The sequence below is a fragment of the Mycobacterium sp. 94-17 genome (assembly GCF_035617725.1).
Classification (GTDB): domain Bacteria; phylum Actinomycetota; class Actinomycetes; order Mycobacteriales; family Mycobacteriaceae; genus Mycobacterium.
In genome coordinates this window covers 427,627-445,447 of sequence record NZ_JAPIYN010000001.1, presented here as the reverse complement: position 1 = coordinate 445,447, position 17,821 = coordinate 427,627, and the positions used below count along the sequence as shown (strand labels likewise).

Annotated in this window: 19 protein-coding genes and 1 pseudogene; 11 read left to right on the top strand and 9 right to left on the bottom strand. The window is 66.3% G+C overall.

Annotation, left to right across the window (positions count from 1 at the left end):
- Nucleotides 1-195: 195 nt before the first annotated feature.
- Nucleotides 196-1,093, bottom strand: a pseudogene (locus tag OQ789_RS02265) (NAD-dependent epimerase/dehydratase family protein).
- Nucleotides 1,094-1,280: 187 nt separating this feature from the next.
- Between OQ789_RS02265 and OQ789_RS02260 the strand changes: the two are divergent.
- From OQ789_RS02260 to OQ789_RS02235, 6 genes are all read left to right on the top strand, one after another.
- Nucleotides 1,281-1,544 (top strand): hypothetical protein, encoded by a 264-nt coding sequence (locus OQ789_RS02260; protein WP_324683149.1) that lies wholly within the window; start codon nucleotides 1,281-1,283, stop codon nucleotides 1,542-1,544.
- 86 nt (nucleotides 1,545-1,630) lie between these two features.
- Nucleotides 1,631-3,286: a thiolase C-terminal domain-containing protein gene (locus OQ789_RS02255; RefSeq protein WP_324683147.1), complete on the top strand. Its 1,656-nt coding sequence runs from the start codon at nucleotides 1,631-1,633 to the stop codon at nucleotides 3,284-3,286.
- Complete coding sequence (locus OQ789_RS02250) at nucleotides 3,283-4,167, top strand: alpha/beta hydrolase (RefSeq protein WP_324683145.1); 885 nt, start codon at nucleotides 3,283-3,285, stop codon at nucleotides 4,165-4,167. The genes OQ789_RS02255 and OQ789_RS02250 overlap by 4 nt, the downstream gene beginning before the upstream one ends.
- Entirely contained in the window at nucleotides 4,167-4,982 is an 816-nt protein-coding gene (locus OQ789_RS02245) for an NAD(P)-dependent oxidoreductase (RefSeq protein ID WP_324683144.1), read from the top strand. The genes OQ789_RS02250 and OQ789_RS02245 overlap by 1 nt, the downstream gene beginning before the upstream one ends.
- A gap of 249 nt (nucleotides 4,983-5,231) precedes the next feature.
- Nucleotides 5,232-6,437: a cytochrome P450 gene (locus OQ789_RS02240; RefSeq protein WP_324683142.1), complete on the top strand. Its 1,206-nt coding sequence runs from the start codon at nucleotides 5,232-5,234 to the stop codon at nucleotides 6,435-6,437.
- Nucleotides 6,438-6,447: 10 nt separating this feature from the next.
- Entirely contained in the window at nucleotides 6,448-6,648 is a 201-nt protein-coding gene (locus tag OQ789_RS02235) for a ferredoxin (protein WP_324683140.1), read from the top strand.
- Nucleotides 6,649-6,651: 3 nt separating this feature from the next.
- Here OQ789_RS02235 and OQ789_RS02230 read toward each other — a convergent pair whose 3' ends face one another.
- The 8 genes from OQ789_RS02230 to OQ789_RS02195 form a co-directional block, all read right to left on the bottom strand.
- A complete protein-coding gene (locus OQ789_RS02230) occupies nucleotides 6,652-6,945 on the bottom strand; it encodes a DUF1330 domain-containing protein (RefSeq protein WP_324683139.1) in 294 nt (97 codons plus the stop codon).
- 31 nt (nucleotides 6,946-6,976) lie between these two features.
- The gene (locus tag OQ789_RS02225) at nucleotides 6,977-7,177 is read right to left on the bottom strand and encodes a ferredoxin (RefSeq protein ID WP_324683138.1); all 201 of its coding nucleotides are present in this window, start codon (nucleotides 7,175-7,177) and stop codon (nucleotides 6,977-6,979) included.
- Complete coding sequence (locus tag OQ789_RS02220) at nucleotides 7,174-8,457, bottom strand: cytochrome P450 (protein ID WP_324683137.1); 1,284 nt, start codon at nucleotides 8,455-8,457, stop codon at nucleotides 7,174-7,176. Before OQ789_RS02220 ends, OQ789_RS02225 begins: the two co-directional genes overlap by 4 nt.
- A gap of 152 nt (nucleotides 8,458-8,609) precedes the next feature.
- A complete protein-coding gene (locus tag OQ789_RS02215) occupies nucleotides 8,610-9,116 on the bottom strand; it encodes a hypothetical protein (protein ID WP_324683135.1) in 507 nt (168 codons plus the stop codon).
- Nucleotides 9,113-9,727, bottom strand: a complete 615-nt coding sequence (locus OQ789_RS02210; protein ID WP_324683133.1) for a TetR/AcrR family transcriptional regulator — start codon at nucleotides 9,725-9,727, stop codon at nucleotides 9,113-9,115. The genes OQ789_RS02215 and OQ789_RS02210 overlap by 4 nt, the downstream gene beginning before the upstream one ends.
- 124 nt (nucleotides 9,728-9,851) lie before the next feature.
- Nucleotides 9,852-11,006: a thiolase family protein gene (locus OQ789_RS02205; RefSeq protein WP_324683131.1), complete on the bottom strand. Its 1,155-nt coding sequence runs from the start codon at nucleotides 11,004-11,006 to the stop codon at nucleotides 9,852-9,854.
- 94 nt (nucleotides 11,007-11,100) lie between these two features.
- Entirely contained in the window at nucleotides 11,101-12,267 is a 1,167-nt protein-coding gene (locus OQ789_RS02200) for an acyl-CoA dehydrogenase family protein (protein ID WP_324683367.1), read from the bottom strand.
- 59 nt (nucleotides 12,268-12,326) lie between these two features.
- Complete coding sequence (locus OQ789_RS02195) at nucleotides 12,327-13,625, bottom strand: amidohydrolase family protein (RefSeq protein WP_324683365.1); 1,299 nt, start codon at nucleotides 13,623-13,625, stop codon at nucleotides 12,327-12,329.
- Nucleotides 13,626-14,011: 386 nt separating this feature from the next.
- On the opposite strand from OQ789_RS02195, the gene OQ789_RS02190 reads away from it, so the two are divergent.
- The 5 genes from OQ789_RS02190 to OQ789_RS02170 are packed head-to-tail and all read left to right on the top strand — an operon-like array spanning nucleotide 14,012 to nucleotide 17,804.
- Nucleotides 14,012-14,530, top strand: a complete 519-nt coding sequence (locus OQ789_RS02190; protein ID WP_324683129.1) for a carboxymuconolactone decarboxylase family protein — start codon at nucleotides 14,012-14,014, stop codon at nucleotides 14,528-14,530.
- 17 nt (nucleotides 14,531-14,547) lie between these two features.
- Nucleotides 14,548-15,840: an aromatic ring-hydroxylating dioxygenase subunit alpha gene (locus OQ789_RS02185; RefSeq protein ID WP_324683128.1), complete on the top strand. Its 1,293-nt coding sequence runs from the start codon at nucleotides 14,548-14,550 to the stop codon at nucleotides 15,838-15,840.
- Nucleotides 15,821-16,147 (top strand): hypothetical protein, encoded by a 327-nt coding sequence (locus tag OQ789_RS02180; RefSeq protein ID WP_324683126.1) that lies wholly within the window; start codon nucleotides 15,821-15,823, stop codon nucleotides 16,145-16,147. Before OQ789_RS02185 ends, OQ789_RS02180 begins: the two co-directional genes overlap by 20 nt.
- A gap of 3 nt (nucleotides 16,148-16,150) precedes the next feature.
- A complete protein-coding gene (locus OQ789_RS02175; RefSeq protein WP_324683124.1) occupies nucleotides 16,151-17,377 on the top strand; it encodes an amidohydrolase family protein in 1,227 nt (408 codons plus the stop codon).
- Nucleotides 17,361-17,804 (top strand): nuclear transport factor 2 family protein, encoded by a 444-nt coding sequence (locus OQ789_RS02170; RefSeq protein WP_324683123.1) that lies wholly within the window; start codon nucleotides 17,361-17,363, stop codon nucleotides 17,802-17,804. Before OQ789_RS02175 ends, OQ789_RS02170 begins: the two co-directional genes overlap by 17 nt.
- Nucleotides 17,805-17,821 lie beyond the last annotated feature (17 nt).

Genomic DNA, 17,821 nt, shown 5'->3' with positions numbered 1-17,821 from the left:
TCGAAGCTGCCGGGCAACCCTCGGGAATACGGCGGCCGTAACGCAAACATCCTGCACTGACCCAAACGCGCCGCGGCACAAGGGAATCAGCGCGCTGCCCATTTCGGCCGGCACCCGTGGTGATCTCGCCACGTCCGGCGGCAAGGATCCGGGGGACCCCATGCGATGGCGTGCCGGGAACACGCATGGCGTTCCTCAGGCCTTCGTCGAATCATGCTGGGGCAGCACTATTTCGGGGTGACGCGCCGCGACCATGCGACGGAAGCCGTCGCGCCAGGGCACCTTCATGCGGCCGAGCACGTCGTGCATGCGGGTGACGTCCGGCCATAGCGGGGTGTGCGCCTGCGGCGTGTACTCGAAGATCGGCTCGACGCCGACCAGTTCGCCCATGAACTCGCAGTAGTCCTCGACGCCGACGGTTTCGCTGCCCGCCCAGTTGACCACGACGGGCGGCACGGCCGCGACTCCATCGCGCGAATGCCGCGCTCCACGTAGTCGTCTTCGTAGATGGGGTTGTAGTCGTTCGGTCTGTCCGGATGCAGCCGAATCATCGTGCCCGCCAACATCGCATCGGGGCGCTCAGCGGGCGCACCGCCCTGGGGGCCGTACGTCGAGCGGACGCGGATGATGGTGAGCGGAACGCGGTAGCGCTTGGCGATCCAGGTGCACACCGCTTACCCGGCGACCTTGGAGAAGCTGTAGTTCGCCCGCAGCGGCACCCCGGGCGGATCGGTCTCGGCCAGCGGCCGCCGCCCCTGTTAGGCGTAGATCGAGCCGGTGGAGCAGACGACGAAACCCGTTGCGGCGCAACAGTGGTACAGCAGTTCGCCGGACATCTGCGTGTTCGTCTGCACGCAGCGATTCCAGTCGCCGGCGCCGACATCCAGCGCGACCGGCTTGACGCCGGCGGCGACCAGCTTTCCCGGGCCGCCGGATCTTTCAGGCGAGCGGCGCCCTATACCTCGTTCCCCGCCGCGGCGAGGGCACGCGCGATGGGAAACGCGATCTTGCCCGTCGCGCCGGTCATGAGGATCTTCTCTGCGTGGAGCAACCGGCCTCCGAATGTCAAGTACTTGATACCACGCTGGAGCATAGCTCCCGCCGAAAGCAAAAGCCGCGAAAGCCGACTCCGGGCGAGTGCCCGAATATTTTCTATGGTCGCGGCGGTGGCAACGGAATAAACTGACAACACCCACGGCCCAATCGGCCCCACCGGGAGGCCCACCATGAGGTGCTTTGTCCGTCGTCCGGGCGCGGCCGTTGCGGTCGCCTTCGCAGCGATGACGGGCGCGTCGATCGCGGCGCCGGCGATCAGTTCGGCGCAGTGCGACATGTCGTGGAATCGCACGACCCTGGAATGCACACCGCAGCCCGCGCCGCCCGCGTGGTACACGCCTCCGCCGCCGTACGCCCCCTCATTCGCGTCGCAGGACGTGCCGCCGCCGCCAGCGACGCAGCCACCGTGGGCACCGCAGGTCCCGATGTGGAGCACCCGATACCACCAGTGGGGCTTTTACGCAGGCGGCGCCTGGGTGCCGCTCTGACGGCATGGCAGTGATAACGTAATTCTCCGATTCGTATAACGGTCCTACCGAAGTGCAGCCGGGGCCGTTCGACTCGCGGAGGTGACGTGTCAGCAGCACCGGGCCGCCCCCTGCCCCTGATCACGCAGGACAACGAATTCTTCTGGGCCTCGGGCGCCGACGGGAAACTGCGACTGCAGGAATGCAAGGCCTGCGAATCCCTCATCCATCCGCCGGCGCCGGTGTGCCGCTACTGCCGCTCACTCGATGTGGGGGTGCGCACGCTCTCCGGCAGGGCGACGCTCGCCGGATTCACGATCAACGAGCGGTTCAGTCTGCCCGGGCTGGCGGCGCCCTACGTGATCGCGCAAGTGGCGATCGCCGAAGACCCCCGGGTGCGGTTGACCACCAACATCGTCGACTGCGACTTCGACGACCTTGAACTCGGCCAACAGGTCGAGGTGGTGTTCGAGCAGGTCGAGGACGTGTGGTTTCCGCAGTTTCGGCCTATCCCGGACGCCGAGCCCGCTCCCCTGCCGGACGACGAAATCGCACCGGAGCGGTTCGGCGAACACGTCAGGCCAATGCTCACGACGGAAAAGTTCGAGGACAAGGTCGCGCTGACCGGAATCGGCATGTCGCAGATCGGCCGTCGGCTGATGCAGCCGCCGCTGGCGCTGACGGTGCGGGCGTGCGAGGCCGCGATTGCCGACGCCGGCCTGACGTACGCGGACATCGACGGCCTATCCACCTATCCCGGTGCGATCAATGTCGGCGGATTCGGCGAGGGTGGTGTCACCGCGCTCGAGGGGGCATTGGGCATTCGGCCGACATGGCACAACGGCGCCATGGAGACGTTCGGCCCGGGCGGCTCGGTGATCGCCGCGATGCTCGCGGTTGCCTGCGGTTTGGCGCGTCACGTGCTGTGCTTCCGGACGCTGTGGGAAGCCACCAGCGGCGAGCTGATGAAGCAGGGCACGATCACGCCGTCGATGGGCCGGATGTCGGGCTGGCAGATGCCATTTGGCGCCACGTCTGCGGCACACACCTTGGCGATGAACGCGCAGCGGCACTTTCACCGGTACGGCACCGGCAAGGAAACGCTGGGCTGGATCGCGTTGAACCAGCGCGCCAACGCCGAGCTCAACCCGACCGCCATCTACCGGTCACCGATGACGATGGACGACTACCTGGGCGCGCGGCCCATCACCACGCCGTTCGGTCTCTACGACTGCGACGTGCCCTGCGACGGCGCCATCGCGGTCATCGTCTCGGCCGTCGACGCCGCGCGCGACCTGGCCAAGCCACCCGTGCTGGTGGAAGCGGTGGGAACGCAGATCATCGAGCGAATCGATTGGGATCAAAGCACTCTCACCCACGAGCCGCAGGTGCTGGGCCAGGCCGCGCACGTGTGGACGCGTACCCCGCTGCGGCCGGCCGACGTCGATGTCGCCGAGCTGTACGACGGGTTCACCATTAACTGCCTGTCCTGGATCGAGGCGCTGGGCTTCTGCGGTATCGGCGAGGCCAAGGATTTCCTGGACGGCGGCAAGAACATCGCGCGCGACGGCCAGCTGCCCCTCAACACGCACGGCGGTCAGCTTTCGCACGGCCGCACCCACGGCATGGGTCTGCTGCACGAGGCCGTCACGCAGTTGCGTGGCGAGGCCGGTGACCGCCAGGTCGCCGGCGCCCGCGTCGGCGTGGTCAGCAGCGGCGGCCTGACTCCCAGCGGCGTGATCCTGCTGCGGGCCGACAGATGAGCGGTACCGCGCCGCGCCCCCGGCTCGTCATCGTGGACGGCGTGCCGATGTCGGCGTTGGTCGCCGAAGCCGACGACCCCAAGGCCGTGATCCTGGCTATCCACGGCGGGGGCACCACCGCCATCTATTTCGACTGCCCCGGCCACCCGTCGTACTCGCTGTTACGGACCGGTGCGGCAGCGGGATTCACCGTGGTGGCCATCGACCGGCCCGGCTATGGCAGCTCGGCGCCCTATCCCGATGCGATGGTCGAGGGCAACCAGCGCGTGAACCTGGCCTACGGGGCCCTGGATCGCATCATCGGCGGACGACCAAGTGGCGCGGGCATATTCGTGTGGGGCCATTCGGGCGGTTGCGAACTGACGATGCGGATGGCGGCCGATGAGCGCGGCGACGATCTGCTCGGCATCGAACTGGCCGGCACCGGCCGGCACTATCACCCCGCGGCGAGGGAAATCCTCAAAACGGCTACGCGCGAACGACGCCCGTCGGGCATGCGCGAGTTGCTGTGGAGCCCGGAGGAGCTGTATCCGCCCGAGGTCCTCGGCGGTGCGACAGTGTCCCCATCGGCGCCGTCATATGAGGACAAATTGGTTTCGGACTGGGCACGCCACACCTTTCCGATGCTGGCGCCCGCCGTGCGGGTGCCGGTGCACTTCAGCATCGCGGAACACGAAAAGGTGTGGCAGGCTGATGATTCGGCGGTAAAGGAGATCACCGCGATGTTCTCCGGCGCGCCGCGTTTCACCCTGCACAGGCAACTCGGTTCTGGGCACAACATCAGCGTCGGGCACGCCGCCGCGGACTATCACGCGCAGGTTCTCTCGTTCGTCGCCGAGTGTGTTGCCGCGCCTCCGTCGGAGAATGAGGCTGCCGGCTGATGCACGTCGGTTTCATCGGGTTGGGCAGCCAGGGAGGGCCCATGGCGCGGCGGATCGCCGAGGGCGGCTACCCCACCACGTTGTGGGCCCGCAGGCCGGAGGCCCTCGAGGCATTCGCCGACACCCGGGCCGAGATCGCCGAGTCGCCGGCCGAGCTCGCCGCGGCCAGCGACCTGGTCTGCCTCTGCGTGATCGGCGACGCCGACATCGACGAACTCGCCTGCGGCAAAAAGGGATTGTTGTGGGCGATGAAGCCCGGCAGCATCATCGCCGTGCACAGCACGGTGCATCCGAACACCTGCCGCGAGCTGGCGAACAAGGCTGCCCCGCAAGGCGTTTCCGTCATCGACGCGCCGGTGAGCGGAGGGGGAGCGGCGGCGGCCGAGGGCCGACTGCTGGTGATGGCCGGCGGCGACGCCGGCGCCGTCGAGCGCTGCCGTCCGGTCTTCGAAACTTATGCCGATCCCGTCGTCCACCTCGGCGAGCTGGGTTCCGGACAGACCACGAAGCTGCTCAACAACCTGATGTTCACCGCCCATCTGGCCACGGCGGCCACCGCGTTGGCACTGGCAGAGCAGTTGGGTGTGGAGCCGGATCGTCTGATCGAGGTGGTCTCGCGTAGCAGCGGAAACAGCTTCGCGCTCGACGCCCTCGGCGGCATCGGCGGCCTGGACCGGCTGGCCGGCGCTGCGGGCGGGCTACTTCAGAAGGACGTCCGGCTGCTGGTCGACCTCGCCGAGCGGGCCGGGGCGAACGGCGGCGCCGTGCTCGACGCGGCGGACGCGGCGCTGACGTTGATGGACCACCCCCGGTGAGGTCGGATTCATCGGCACGGGGCGGCTCACGGTGTTCGCGGGCGACACCGACCAAGCGGTTGACCGGGTACAGGCGCTCTTGGTTGCCGGGCCGACTCGGCCCCGCCCGTAGCGACGACCGCCGCGAAGAGGGTGTGAAATGCCAGTGTTTTGGTCTTTCCGGTTCGTCACGAAGGTATTACCGTTAGCGTTACAGTCAGGGACTCCGCTGTAAAGGTTCAGCCCGACCTCGCCGCTGAGGAGGATTCAGTGACAAAACCGAAGGTCGTCTTCGATCCGTACTCCGAGGACTACTTCAACAATCCCTTCGACATCTATCGGCGGATGCGCGAGGACGCGCCCCTGTATTACGACGAGAAGGAGGACTTCTACGCGCTGACCCGCCATGACGACGTGGCAGCAGCGTTCAAGGACTTCGAGACGTATTCCTCCGCGCGCGGCTGCGACCTGGCGATGGTGCGCCAGGGCGTCTCCCCCGAGCAGAAGTCGATCATCTTCATGGACCCGCCGGAGCACCGCCACATGCGCAGCCTGCTCAACAAGGCGTTCACTCCCCGGGCGATTCAGTCGCAACGCGAGACGATCATCGAGGTCATCGACAAGTACCTGGGCAACGCCGACCCGGAGAACTTCGACGTCGTGCAGGACTTCTCCGGGCCATTCCCGGTGGAGGTCATCACCCGGATGGCCGGGGTGCCGGAGGAATACCGCCAGCAGGTCCGGCACTGGATCGATACCAGCCTGTCGCACGAGCCGGGGCAGATCGAGATCAGCGAAGCCGGCATGCAGGCCAACATCGACACGGCCATGTACTACTTCGGCCTGGTCCAAGAGCGGCGTCAGGAGCCGCAGGAAGACATGATCAGCCGGCTGATCGCGGCCGAGATCCCCGGTGACAACGGGGAGATGCGCCAGCTCGACGACATCGAGATCTGCGGCTTCGCAACCCTTCTGGGCGGCGCCGGGGCCGAGACCGTCACCAAACTGATGGGCAACGCGGCGGTGATCTTCGCCCGAAACCCCGACCAGTGGCAGAAGCTGCGGGAGGACCCGGACAAGATCCCCGGCGCCGTCGAAGAGCTACTGCGCTACGAGGGACCGGTGCAATACAACGTCCGCTACACCCTGAAGGAGGCGCACGTCAGCGGCGGCGTGATCCCCGCGGGAAAGCCGGTATTCCTCTGCGGAGCCGCGGCGAACCGCGACCCGGACGCCTTCACCGACGCCGACACATTCGACATCGAGCGTGACCAGACCGAGGCGCAGCACCTCGGGCTCGGCTACGGGATTCACAGCTGCCTCGGCGCCGCGCTGGCCCGATTGGAAAGCCGGCTCGCGCTCGAGAGGCTGCTCGACTTCATGCCACGCTACGAGGTGGACTGGGCGGGCTGCAAACGGGTGAACATGCAAAACGTCGCGGGCTGGAAGAACGTGCCCGTCCGGGTGCTTCGGTGAGGGGGTCACGGTGACGAGAAAGATCGAAGTCGATTGGGGACTCTGCGAGAGCAACGGCGTCTGCATGGGCATCAATTCCGACATCTTCGAGCTCGGCGACGACGACATGCTGACCGTCCACCAGGAAGAAGTCACCCCGGAGAACGAGGCGGACGTCCGCGAGGCAGTTCGTCAATGCCCGCGGCAGGCCATCTCCATCGTCGGCGAGTAGCGGTCAGAGGCCGGCGAGAATGACCGCGTTGCAGTCGGCCACACTCTGCCGCAGGTTCGCCGCTTTCTGATAGCCCTCCGACTCGTACCACGCCCGTGCCGCGTCCACCGACTCGAATTCCAGCACGACGGTCTGGTCGCCGTGCCAGTCGCCTTCGAGGACTTGGGGCGCGGTGTCCACCGCGAGGATGGTGGCACCGCTCATCGCCGATCCGGCGGCGCGGGCGTAGGCCTTCATGCCCTCCGGATCTTTGATGGCCTCGGTGAGGATCACGTAGCCTTTTGGCTCGTTCGCCACTGCGAATCTCCTTAGGTCGATCCGGATCTGGTCAGTTGCCGTCGTCGGGCTCGCTGATCGCCTGCTCGGGACAGCATTCGATCGCCTCCTGAGCCGCCGCCTCCAATTCCGTTGGCACTGCGGACTCTATGGCTTCGGCGTAGCCGTCGTCGGTCAGGCTGAACACGTCGGGGCACAGCGTGAGACACATGCCGTGCCCGCGACACCGTTGGTCGTCTACCCATACCTTCATGCCGGCGTGAACTTCAGGTGTAGTTCGGTCAGGCCGCGCAGGATGTAGGTCGGAACATATTGGTAGCGGCGGTCATCCGCCGGCCCATGAACGCTCTCGTCGATCCTGACGTCGGTAGTGCGGTCGAGTAGGCGTTCGATCGCCACCCGGGTCTCGGCGCGCGCCAGCGGCGCGCCCGGGCAGCTGTGGATGCCGCGCCCGAAGGCGATGTGCTGGCGCGCGTTCTTGCGGGCCGGATCGAAGGTGGCGGGTTTTTCGAACCGGCGCGGGTCCCGGTTGGCGGCCGCCTGCACGATCATCACGGTGCTGCCTGCGGGCAAGTCGACGCCACCGACATTGACGGGCACCCGATTCATCCGGAAGTCACCCTTGACCGGGCTCTCGTGGCGCAACGACTCCTCGATGAAGTTCGGGATGAGGCTGCGGTCCTTGCGCAACTGCGCCTGGATGTCGGGGCGCTCCCCCAGCGTCTGCAGGGCCGCCCCGAGCAGGCGCACGGTCGTCTCCTGGCCGGCGGAGAAGACGTTGGCGGCGACGCGGGCGACGTCCTCGACGTCGGGAACGGTCCCGTCGGGATAGGTGGCCGTCGCCAGCCCGGTCAGGACGTCATCGCGTGGCTCGCGCCGGCGGTCGATCACATAGTCGGAGAACAGGCCGTAGAGGAATTCCAGCGGGCTGTGCGCCAACGATTCCTTGCCGGTGCCCCCGATGCCGCCACCCGAGTGGTCGCGGATGCCCTTGATGAACTTGTCCCGGTCTTCCATCGGCACGCCTAGCAGGTCGGCGATCACCAGCAGCGTGAACGGACCGGAGAAGCCCTTGATCCATTCGCCACGTCCGGGCGCCAGGAAATCATCGAGCGCTTGGTCGGCCAGCGCCCACATGGCGTCCTCGTTCTCCTTGAGGCGCTTGGGGGTGATGAGCCGCATCAGCAGCGAGCGGTGGTTGGTGTGGGTCGGCGGGTCGAGCGTGGGCAGTTGATCGCTGAACGGCAGCTCGTCGCGGTGCTGCTCGATCAGCTCGGTGATGTCACTGTTCTCCCGACCTTCGAGGCTCACGGGAAAGCCGGGAAACGGCCCGGTCACCGAGATGCACGAGGACCACGTCTCGGCGTCGTTGAGCACCGCGCAGGCCTCGTCCCAGCCGGTGATCATGGTGACGTTGTGGTGGTTTTCGCGCGTGACGGGGCATTGCCCGCGCAACGCCTCGTAGTAGGGGTACGGGTCGACGATGAGCTCGCTGCCGCGGAAGAAGTCCAATTCGGAGAATTCGTTCCTCATCTCCTGCTCCTCGAATCTCAGCTAGTGAGAACGTGCCTCTCGCGTATGAGTATTACATTTTCACACGGGGTGGTGGGCGTCAACGACGGACCCCCGCCCGGGCCTCGAAACGTGCGCCGAACCCGGGCGGGCGCACGCAGTCGGCGGTGCCGCTAGCTGGCGGGAACCAGGTCGGCCGCGACCGACGGCCACGCCAGCAGCCCGCTCCGGAAGGTCTCCACCTGACCGGCCGGGCCGTGCGGAGCGGCCGCCGCCGTCAGGGCTTGGGCCTTGAATATCCGCGCGGCCGTGCTGAGCTGGTGCTGCACCAGGCCGACGCTGTCATCGAGTTCGGACGGCCAGTTCTCCCCCCACAAAGTGACCTCGGTGACGCCGTGATCGAGGGCCTGCAGCACGCCCTGGCGCACCCGCGCGTCGCAGCCGAACAGGTCCGCCGCTGCCGCCAGGGCCTGCGGCCGGGGACGCGACCACGCGGACGCCAGCGCGTCCTCGAGGTCGAGCACCTGGGCGCCGACGATCTGCAGCGGCCGGTCGTCGCGGTGGTCGGCGACCAGCACGGTGACGTCCCAGCCCGCCATCGACCGGTCGAAGATCCAGCCGCCCGCGAACCGCACCACGTCGAGGACGGTGGCCGCGACGACGTCGAGCCGGTATCTCATGTCGTCCCAGGATTCATCGGGCGCGCGAAATCCCGCGCCAGTGTCTCGGCGTACTGCTTGAACGCCTCGGCTAGTGGTGTCGAAGGATCGAGTAACCATGTGGTTTCCATTCCGTGGACGAAGGCAAGAATTTCCACTGCCTTGACGGCGGGGTCGATGTCTTCGCGGTACCGACCGTCGGCCTGACCGCGGCGGATGAGGTCGGCGACGATATCGGTCGCGGCCCGGTGCCGGGCCAGCATCCGGTCGTGCAGGGGCGCCTCGGGAAGGATGTTCTCGACCAGCAGCACCGTGAACGTGCCCACCAGTTCCGGGGCCCGGTCGAATCGGTCTGCCACCGCGGCGATCTGGTCGAAGAGATCACCGGTCCGGTCGGCGTGGGTGTCGTCGTCGAGGTCGCGGGCATCGAGCACCGCGTGCAGCAGCTGCTCCTTCGATTCGAAGTGATGCAGCAGCCCCGCGGGCGTGACCCCGGCCTCGCCGGCGATCTGGGCGAGCGTCGTGCTGCGCCAGCCGTTGCGGGTGAGCAAGCGCTGTGCGACCTCGAGAATCCGCTGCTTGCGGTCCTCCCCCTTGGCGAGCAGCGTGTCGTATCGCCGTGCGACGGTCACCGGAACTCCCTCGACCCGCGGTGTATCGACACCGGAACCAACCTAATGAATAGACAGTAGGTTAGTTTGGCCGCAGTGACAAGGGTCACGTGACGCGGGTTTTCGAGTGCGCGGGCCGCCGAGGTCAGTCCACCAGCTCGACCAGCGTGGCGTTGGCGGTGCCGCCGCCCTCACACATGGTCTGCAACCCGTAACGGATGCCGTTGTCGCGCATGTGGTGCGCCATGCGGGCCATCAGCACCGCCCCCGATGCGCCCAGCGGGTGTCCCAGCGCGATGGCGCCGCCCAGCGGATTCATCCGGGCTCCGTCCGCGCCGGTCTCGGCCAGCCACGCCAGCGGCACGGGCGCGAAGGCCTCGTTGACCTCGAAGACGCCCACGTCGGACAGCGCGACGCCGGTCTTCGTCAGCACCTTTTCGGTCGCCGGGATGGGACCGGTGAGCATCAGCACCGGATCGGCTCCGGTGACCGCGCCCGCCAGGTACCGCACGATCGGGGTCAAGCCCAGCGAGACCGCCATCTCGGCGGTGGTCACCAGTAGCGCGGCCGCACCGTCGGAGATCTGTGAGGAATTGCCCGCGTGGATCATGCCGTCTTCGGCGAACGCCGGTTTGAGCGCGGCTAGCTTCTCCACGCTGCTGCCGCGCCGCACGCCCTCGTCGGCGGTGAAGACGTTGTTCTCGGCCCCCTCGACGAACACCGGCACGATCTGCTCGGTGAAGGCGCCGCCGTCCTGGGCCGCGGCGGCCCGCTCGTGGGATTCGACGGAGAATTCGTCGAGCTGGGTGCGGGAGAATCCCCACTTCTTGGCGATCATCTCCGCCGACAGGCCCTGGTTGAAGGAGAAATCGTCATAGCGGGCAAGCACTTTCGGGCCATAGGGCATGCCGGTTGCCCGGGCCGCACCGAGCGGAACGCGGCTCATGACCTCGACGCCACCGGCCACGACGACGTCCTGCTGGCCCGACATCACCGCCTGCACGGCGAAGTCCAGTGCCTGCTGACTCGAGCCGCAGGCGCGGTTGACGGTGGTCCCGGGAATGGTCTCGGGCCAACCGGCGGCCAGCACCGCATAGCGGCCGATGTTGCTGGACTGGTCGCCCACCTGGGATACACAGCCCCAGACCACGTCGTCGACGATGTCGGGACCGATGCCGGTGCGCTCGATCAGTTCGGTCAGGACGACCGCGGAAAGGTCGGCGGCATGCATGCCGGACAGCGCGCCGTTGCGCTTCCCCACCGGTGTACGCACGGCCTCGACGATGACCGTTTCACGCATATCTCTACCTCACCTCTCGCTCGCCGAGCGTGCACTGGGGGCGAAAAGGCGAGAAATCTCGCCGTCAGTGCACGTTCGATGACGAACAAACTACCTAGTAGCTTCTCGGCAACTTCAGCACGTTGGCTCCGAGGAAGTTGAGGATCATCTCCTGGCTGACCGGCGCGATCTTCATCAGCCGGGCCTCGCGGAAGTACCGCGTGATGTGGTACTCCTCCGCGTAACCCATGCCGCCGTGGGTCTGCAGCGCCCGGTCCGCGGCGGTGAAGCCGGCGTCGGCACACAGATACTTGGCCGTGTTGGCCTCGCGCCCGCAGGGTTTGCCGTTGTCGTAGAGCCAAGTGGCCTTGCGCAGCATCAGTTCGGCGGCGTCGAGGCGGGCCAGGGAATCGGCGAGCGGGAACTGTAACCCCTGGTTCATGCCGATGGGCCGGCCGAACACCTCGCGCTCGTTGCCGTACTTCACCGCCTTCTCCAGTGCCACCCGGCCGATGCCGAGCGCCTCGGCCGCGATCAGCATCCGTTCGGGATTGAGGCCGTCGAGGATGTACTGAAAACCCTTGCCCTCCTCCCCAATTCGGTCCTCGACGGGCACCTCGAGGTTGTCGATGAAGAGCTCGTTGGAACTGACGGCGTTGCGGCCCATCTTGCGGATCGGGCGGATGTCGACCCGGCTGCGATCGAGGTCGGTGAGGAACAGAGTCATCCCGTCGGTCTTTTTGGTGACCTCGTCGTAGCTCTGCGTCCGGGTGAGCAGCAGGATCTTGTCGGACTCCATCGCCTTGGAGATCCAGACCTTGCGGCCGTTGACGATGTAGCGATTGCCGTCGCGCTTGGCGAACGTGGTGATGCGCGAAGTGTCAAGTCCGGCACCGGGTTCGGTGACGCCGAAGCACACGTGCACCTCGCCGGTCGCCACCGCGGGCAGCGTGCGGGCCTTGAGTTCATCGGAACCGTGCACCACCACCGGCTGCATGCCGAAGATGGACAGGTGAATGGAGCTGGCGGCGTTCATGGCGCCGCCGGACTTGGCGACCTCCTCGAGCAGGATCGTCGCTTCGGTGATGCCGAGTCCGTGGCCGCCGTACTGGGTCGGGATGGTCATTCCCAACCAGCCGCCGTCGGCGATGGCGCGGTAGAACTCGGTCGGGAATTCGTGCGCCTGGTCTTTTTCCATCCAGTACTGGTCGTCGAACTTGTGCGCCAGCTCTGCCACCGACCGACGGATCAGTTCCTGGTCATCGGTCAGCTCGAAGTTCATTCCCGCGCCGGGCACTGCTCTGGTCTCCTTCGATCGAAATGCACCGGCTTCGGTGTCGGTCAGTCCTTGTTGCCGGAGAGGGCTTTGGCGTTGGCCGCGAAGTCCGCGAACGCCGAGCCGCCCCGGCTGTCCTTGTCGTGGCCCTGCGCCTTGATGGACACGTCGTGCCCCTCGGCGGCTTTGCGCAGCGCACCGACCGTCGCCTGTTCGCGCGAGATGTGCGTGAACGGGTCGAACGAGTACCACCGCATGGCGTTTTCGTACGTCATCTTGTTGATTTCGTCGTCCGGAACATTGTTGAGCGACAACACATCCCACAGCTCTTCGGGCGCGCCCGGCCACATCGAGTCGCTGTGCGGGTAGTCGGCTTCCCAGCAGATGTTGTCGATGCCGATCATGTTGCGCAGCGCCACGCCGACCTTGTCGCTGATGAAACAGGTCAGGAAGTGGTCGCGGAAGACCTCGCTGGGCAGCTTGCCCTTGAAGTCCTGGTGGGTCCAGGCGGAGTGCATCTCGAAGGTCCGGTCCGCGCGCTCCAGGAAGTAGGGGATCCAACCGGTTCCGCCCTCGGACAGCGCAATCTTGAGGTCCGGGTACTCCTTGATCGGCCGCGACCACAACAGGTCGGCGGCGGCCTGCACGATATTCATCGGCTGCAGCGTGATCATCACGTCCATCGGCGCATCCGGCGCGGTGATGGCCAGGCGCCCCGACGAACCGATGTGCACGTTCATCACGGTGTCGGTGTCCACCAAGGCTTCCCACAGCGGGTTCCAGTACGCGTCGTGGAAGCTGGGATAGCCCATCGCGGCCGGGTTCTCGGTGAAGGTCAGCGCGTGCACGCCCTTCTTGGACACCCGGCGCACCTCCTTGGCGCACTCCTCGGCGTCCCAGATCACCGGGATCGCCATCGGGATGAATCGCGCCGGGTAGGCGCCACACCACTCGTCGATGTGCCAGTCGTTGTAGGCCTGCACCAGCGCGATCGAGAAGTCATGGTCGTCGGTGGCGAACAGGCGGCCCGCGAAGCCGGGGAACGACGGGAAGCAGATCGAGGCCAGGATGCCGCCGGCGTTCATGTCCTTGACGCGTTCATCCACGTTGTAACAGCCCGGCCGGATCTCGTCGAGCCCCGTCGGCTCGATGCCGTACTCCTCCTTCGGCCGTCCGGCCACCGCGTTGAGGGCCACGTTGGGAATGACGGTGTCGCGGAACTTCCACATGTCCGAACCGTCGGCGTTGTGCACCAGCCGGGGCGCGTCGTCCTGATACTTCTTCGACAGATGGTTCTTGAACATGTCAGGCGGCTCGACGGTGTGGTCGTCGACGCTGATCAAAATCATGTCTTCTTTGTTCATGGCCGTCCCTTCCATCGGATCCACCGGATCGATTACAGCCTCGGCGAATCGCTGCCCCGTGCCAAGATCGTTAAAATGAAAACTATCTTCTCGCCAGACGAGAATCAACATCCAACGCCTGCCCAGGCCGCATCCGCCCGCCTGACCAGCGGCCGAACCCGCCGATAAAAACCCGCGCCCCGCGCGCCGGTGCGCCGGGGCGGGCCCGGCGTGCCGCATCGCCCCGCGTGCCAGGCGGGCTCGGGCCGTCCAGTCGGCCGTGTGCACCAGGTAGCGCCCCCGCGCGCCGCAGGCCGGGGCGTCGGCATTGACCGGCGGCACGTTTCGTGCCAGTCTGTTAGTTGCAAATGAGAATCTGATTCTCTTCCACCGAGAGGACGCCGTCGATGCGCTTGCGGCCGCTGCCCGCCGAACAGTGGGACGAGGCTACCCGCCAGGCCCTGTCCGCCATGCGCGGAGCGGAGACCAACAACGCGCTGTCCACGCTGGCTCACCATCCGGCGCTCGCGAAGGCATTTCTTCGGTTCAACGTCCACCTGCTGGCGTCGTCGACACTGCCGCCACGCATCCGCGAACTGGCCATCCTGCGGGTCGCCCATCGCAGGCAGTGCGCCTACGAGTGGTCGCACCACGTCGGCATGGCCAAGGACGAGGGCATCACCGATCACCAGATCGCCGCGGTCAAGAATGGCGCGGCCACCGATCCCTTCGACCGCGCCGTGATCACCGGGGTCGACGAACTCGAGGAAAAGTCGGAGTTGTCCGACCAGACCTGGGCGGCCCTCGGCGAGCGCCTCAACGACCAGCAACGCATGGATTTCGTCTTCACGGTCGGCTGCTATGCCCTGCTGGCCATGGCCTTCAACACTTTTGGCACCCAGCCCGAACGCGCCGAACAGCACTGACAAGAGGAGTTAGAACGTTGGCCCACTTCCCGAAGCCGGCCGCCGGCAGCTGGACAGAAAACTACCCCGACCTGGGCACAGCGCCCGTTGATTACACCGACTCCATTGATCCGGCGTTTTTCGAAGCCGAGCGCGACGCGGTCTTCAAGAAGACGTGGCTCAACGTCGGCCGGGTCGAGCGACTCCCGAAGACCGGCAGCTACTTCACCAGGGAACTGCCGTCGGCCGGTAAGGGCACGTCGGTGATCGTCACCAAGACCAAAGACGGGACGGTCAAGGCGTACCACAACGTCTGCCGGCACCGCGGAAACAAGTTGATGTGGAATGACTTTCCCAACGAGGAGACCTCCGGCACCTGCCGGCAGTTCACCTGCAAATACCACGCCTGGCGCTACAGCCTCGACGGCGACCTGACCTTCATCCAGCAGCCAGAAGAGTTCTTCAATGTCGACAAGGACAACTACGGCCTGGCGGCAGTGCGCTGCGAAGTGTGGGAAGGCTTCATCTTCATCAACTTCGACGACAACGCGGCGCCGCTGGTCGACTACCTCGGTCCGCTGGCCAAGAGCATCGAGGGCTACCCGTTCGGCGAGATGACGGAGACCTACTCCTATCGGGCCGAAGTGGGCAGCAACTGGAAGCTGTTCATCGACGCGTTCGTCGAGTTCTACCACGCGCCGATCCTGCACCAGGGGCAGTACACCAAGGAGGAAGCCGCCAAGATCCAGAAGTACGGCTACGAGGCGCTGCACTACGAGTTGGCCGGCCCGCACAACCTGCAGTCGACCTGGGGTGGTCAGGCGCCGCCTGCGGACATGTCCATGGTCAAGCCGCTGGATCAGGTGTTGCGCAGCGGGCTGTTCGGTCCGTGGGACAAGCCGGAGATCATCCAGAACCTGGAGCTGCCGCCGGGCGTCAACGTGAAGCGGGTGCCGCAGTGGGGCATCGACTCGTGGCTGTTCTACCCCAACTTCATGCTGCTGATCTGGGAGCCGGGCTGGTTCCTGACCTACCACTACTGGCCAACCGCGGTCGACAAGCACATCTTCGAGTCGACGCTGCACTTCGTGCCACCCAAGAACGCCCGCGAGCGACTTGCCCAGGAGCTGGCCGCGGTGACGTTCAAGGAGTACGCGCTGCAGGACGCCAATACCCTGGAAGCCACCCAGACCATGATCGGCACCCGTGCCGTCAAGGAGTTCCTGCTGTGCGACCAGGAAGTCTTGATCCGCCACTTGCACAAGACCACCGGCGACTATGTAGCCAAATGGGCGAAGGAGTACCAGGGCAATGGCAAACTTACCGTCTGAATTCGCTGCCCTCGAGCCCTATTCGGATTGGGATCTGGCCACCGAGCCCGAGCGCTATGCCAAGCGGCTGGCCTCGACGATGGCCGAGATGCAGGCGTTCTACGACGTCGCGTTCCCGAAGCTGAACGACGTGATCGATTACTGCGACAGGTTTCCGATGGACGACCTCCCGGACGACGCGAAAAGTCTGATGCACATCATGCAGTCACTGGTGATGGTGTCGTTCCCGATCGAGGCGTGGAAGCAGCCGCGGGTGCCCGACAGCGGTGCGGCGTGGGTGGAAGTCATTCGAGAGCCGGTGATCTGACAGGTGCTGACGCTCAAGGCCGCCGGGCTGTTGGACGTCGACGCCGGCGAAATCGTCTCGCCCGGAATCCTGCGGGTCGACGGCGATCGCATCGTCGGCGTCGGCCGCTCGGGCCCGACGGGTCCCGATGACACCGCGATCGATCTCGGCGATCAGATCCTGCTGCCCGGCCTGATGGACATGGAGGTCAACCTCCTGATGGGCGGGCATGGCGAGACGCCGGGACTGTCCCAGGTGCAAGACGACCCCCCGACGCGGGTACTGCGCGCGGTCGGCAACGCCCGACGCACGCTGCGCGCCGGCTTCACCACCGTGCGTAACCTCGGCCTGTTCGTGAAGACCGGGGGCTACCTGCTCGACGTCGCCCTGGGCAAGGCCATCGACGCGGGGTGGATCGACGGGCCCCGCATCGTCCCGGCCGGCCACGCGATCACGCCCACCGGCGGCCATCTGGACCCGACGATGTTCGCGGCGTTCATGCCGGGCGCACTCGAGCTCACCGTCGAAGAGGGCATCGCCAACGGCGTCGACGAGGTCCGCAAGGCCGTGCGCTACCAGATCAAGCACGGCGCCCAATTGATCAAGGTGTGCGTGTCCGGCGGTGTGATGTCTTTAACGGGTGAGGCCGGCGCACAACACTATTCGGACGAGGAACTGCGCGCGATCGTCGACGAGGCACACCGGAGGGGGCTGCGCGTCGCGGCGCACACGCACGGAGCAGAAGCGGTCAAGCATGCGGTGGCCTGTGGTATCGACTGCATCGAACACGGCTTCCTGATGGATGACGAGGCGATCAAGATGCTCGTCGACAACGACCGGTTCTTGGTGACCACCCGCAGGCTCGCCCAGGCGATGGATGTGTCCCGCGCCCCGAAGGCGTTGCAGGACAAGGCTGCCGAGATGTTTCCCAAAGCGGAGACGTCGATCAAGGCCGCCTACGAAGCCGGCGTGAAGATCGCGGTCGGCACCGACGCACCCGCCATACCGCACGGCAAGAACGCCGACGAACTCGTGACGCTGGTCGAATGGGGCATGCCACCGCTGGCGGTGCTGCGGGCCGCCACGACGACCGCGGCCGAGTTGATCAACGTCACCGACCGGGGCCGCCTGGCGAAGGGTCAGCTCGCCGACATCATCGCGGTGCCGGGAAACCCGTTGGAAGACATCACGGTTATCCGCAACGTCAGCTTCGTCATGAAAGGCGGCAAGGTTTATGCCAACCAGAACTGAGGACCTGGTCGAGATCCAGCAACTGCTGGGTCGCTACGCGGTCACGATCACCCAGGAGGACATCGAGGGCCTCGTCGCCGTCTTCGCACAGGACGGCACCTACAGCGCCTTCGGCGAAACCTACAGCCTGAGCCGATTCCCGGAGTTGGTGGCCGCGGCCCCGAAAGGCCTGTTTCTCACCGGAACCGCGGTGGTCGACCTCGACGGGGACACGGCCAGCGGCACCCAGCCGCTGTGCTTCATCGATCACGCCACCCACGACATGAGGATCGGCTACTACCGCGACACCTATGTGCGAACCGCCGACGGGTGGAGACTGCAGACGCGCGCCATGACCTTCATCCGCCGCAACGGTGTGCACGACTCCGGACGCCCGCACGCGGTGGGCCGCCCCGCCGGCGACGCCGCGGCGCCGGCAACGACTTGAGTAGCCGACCGATCGAC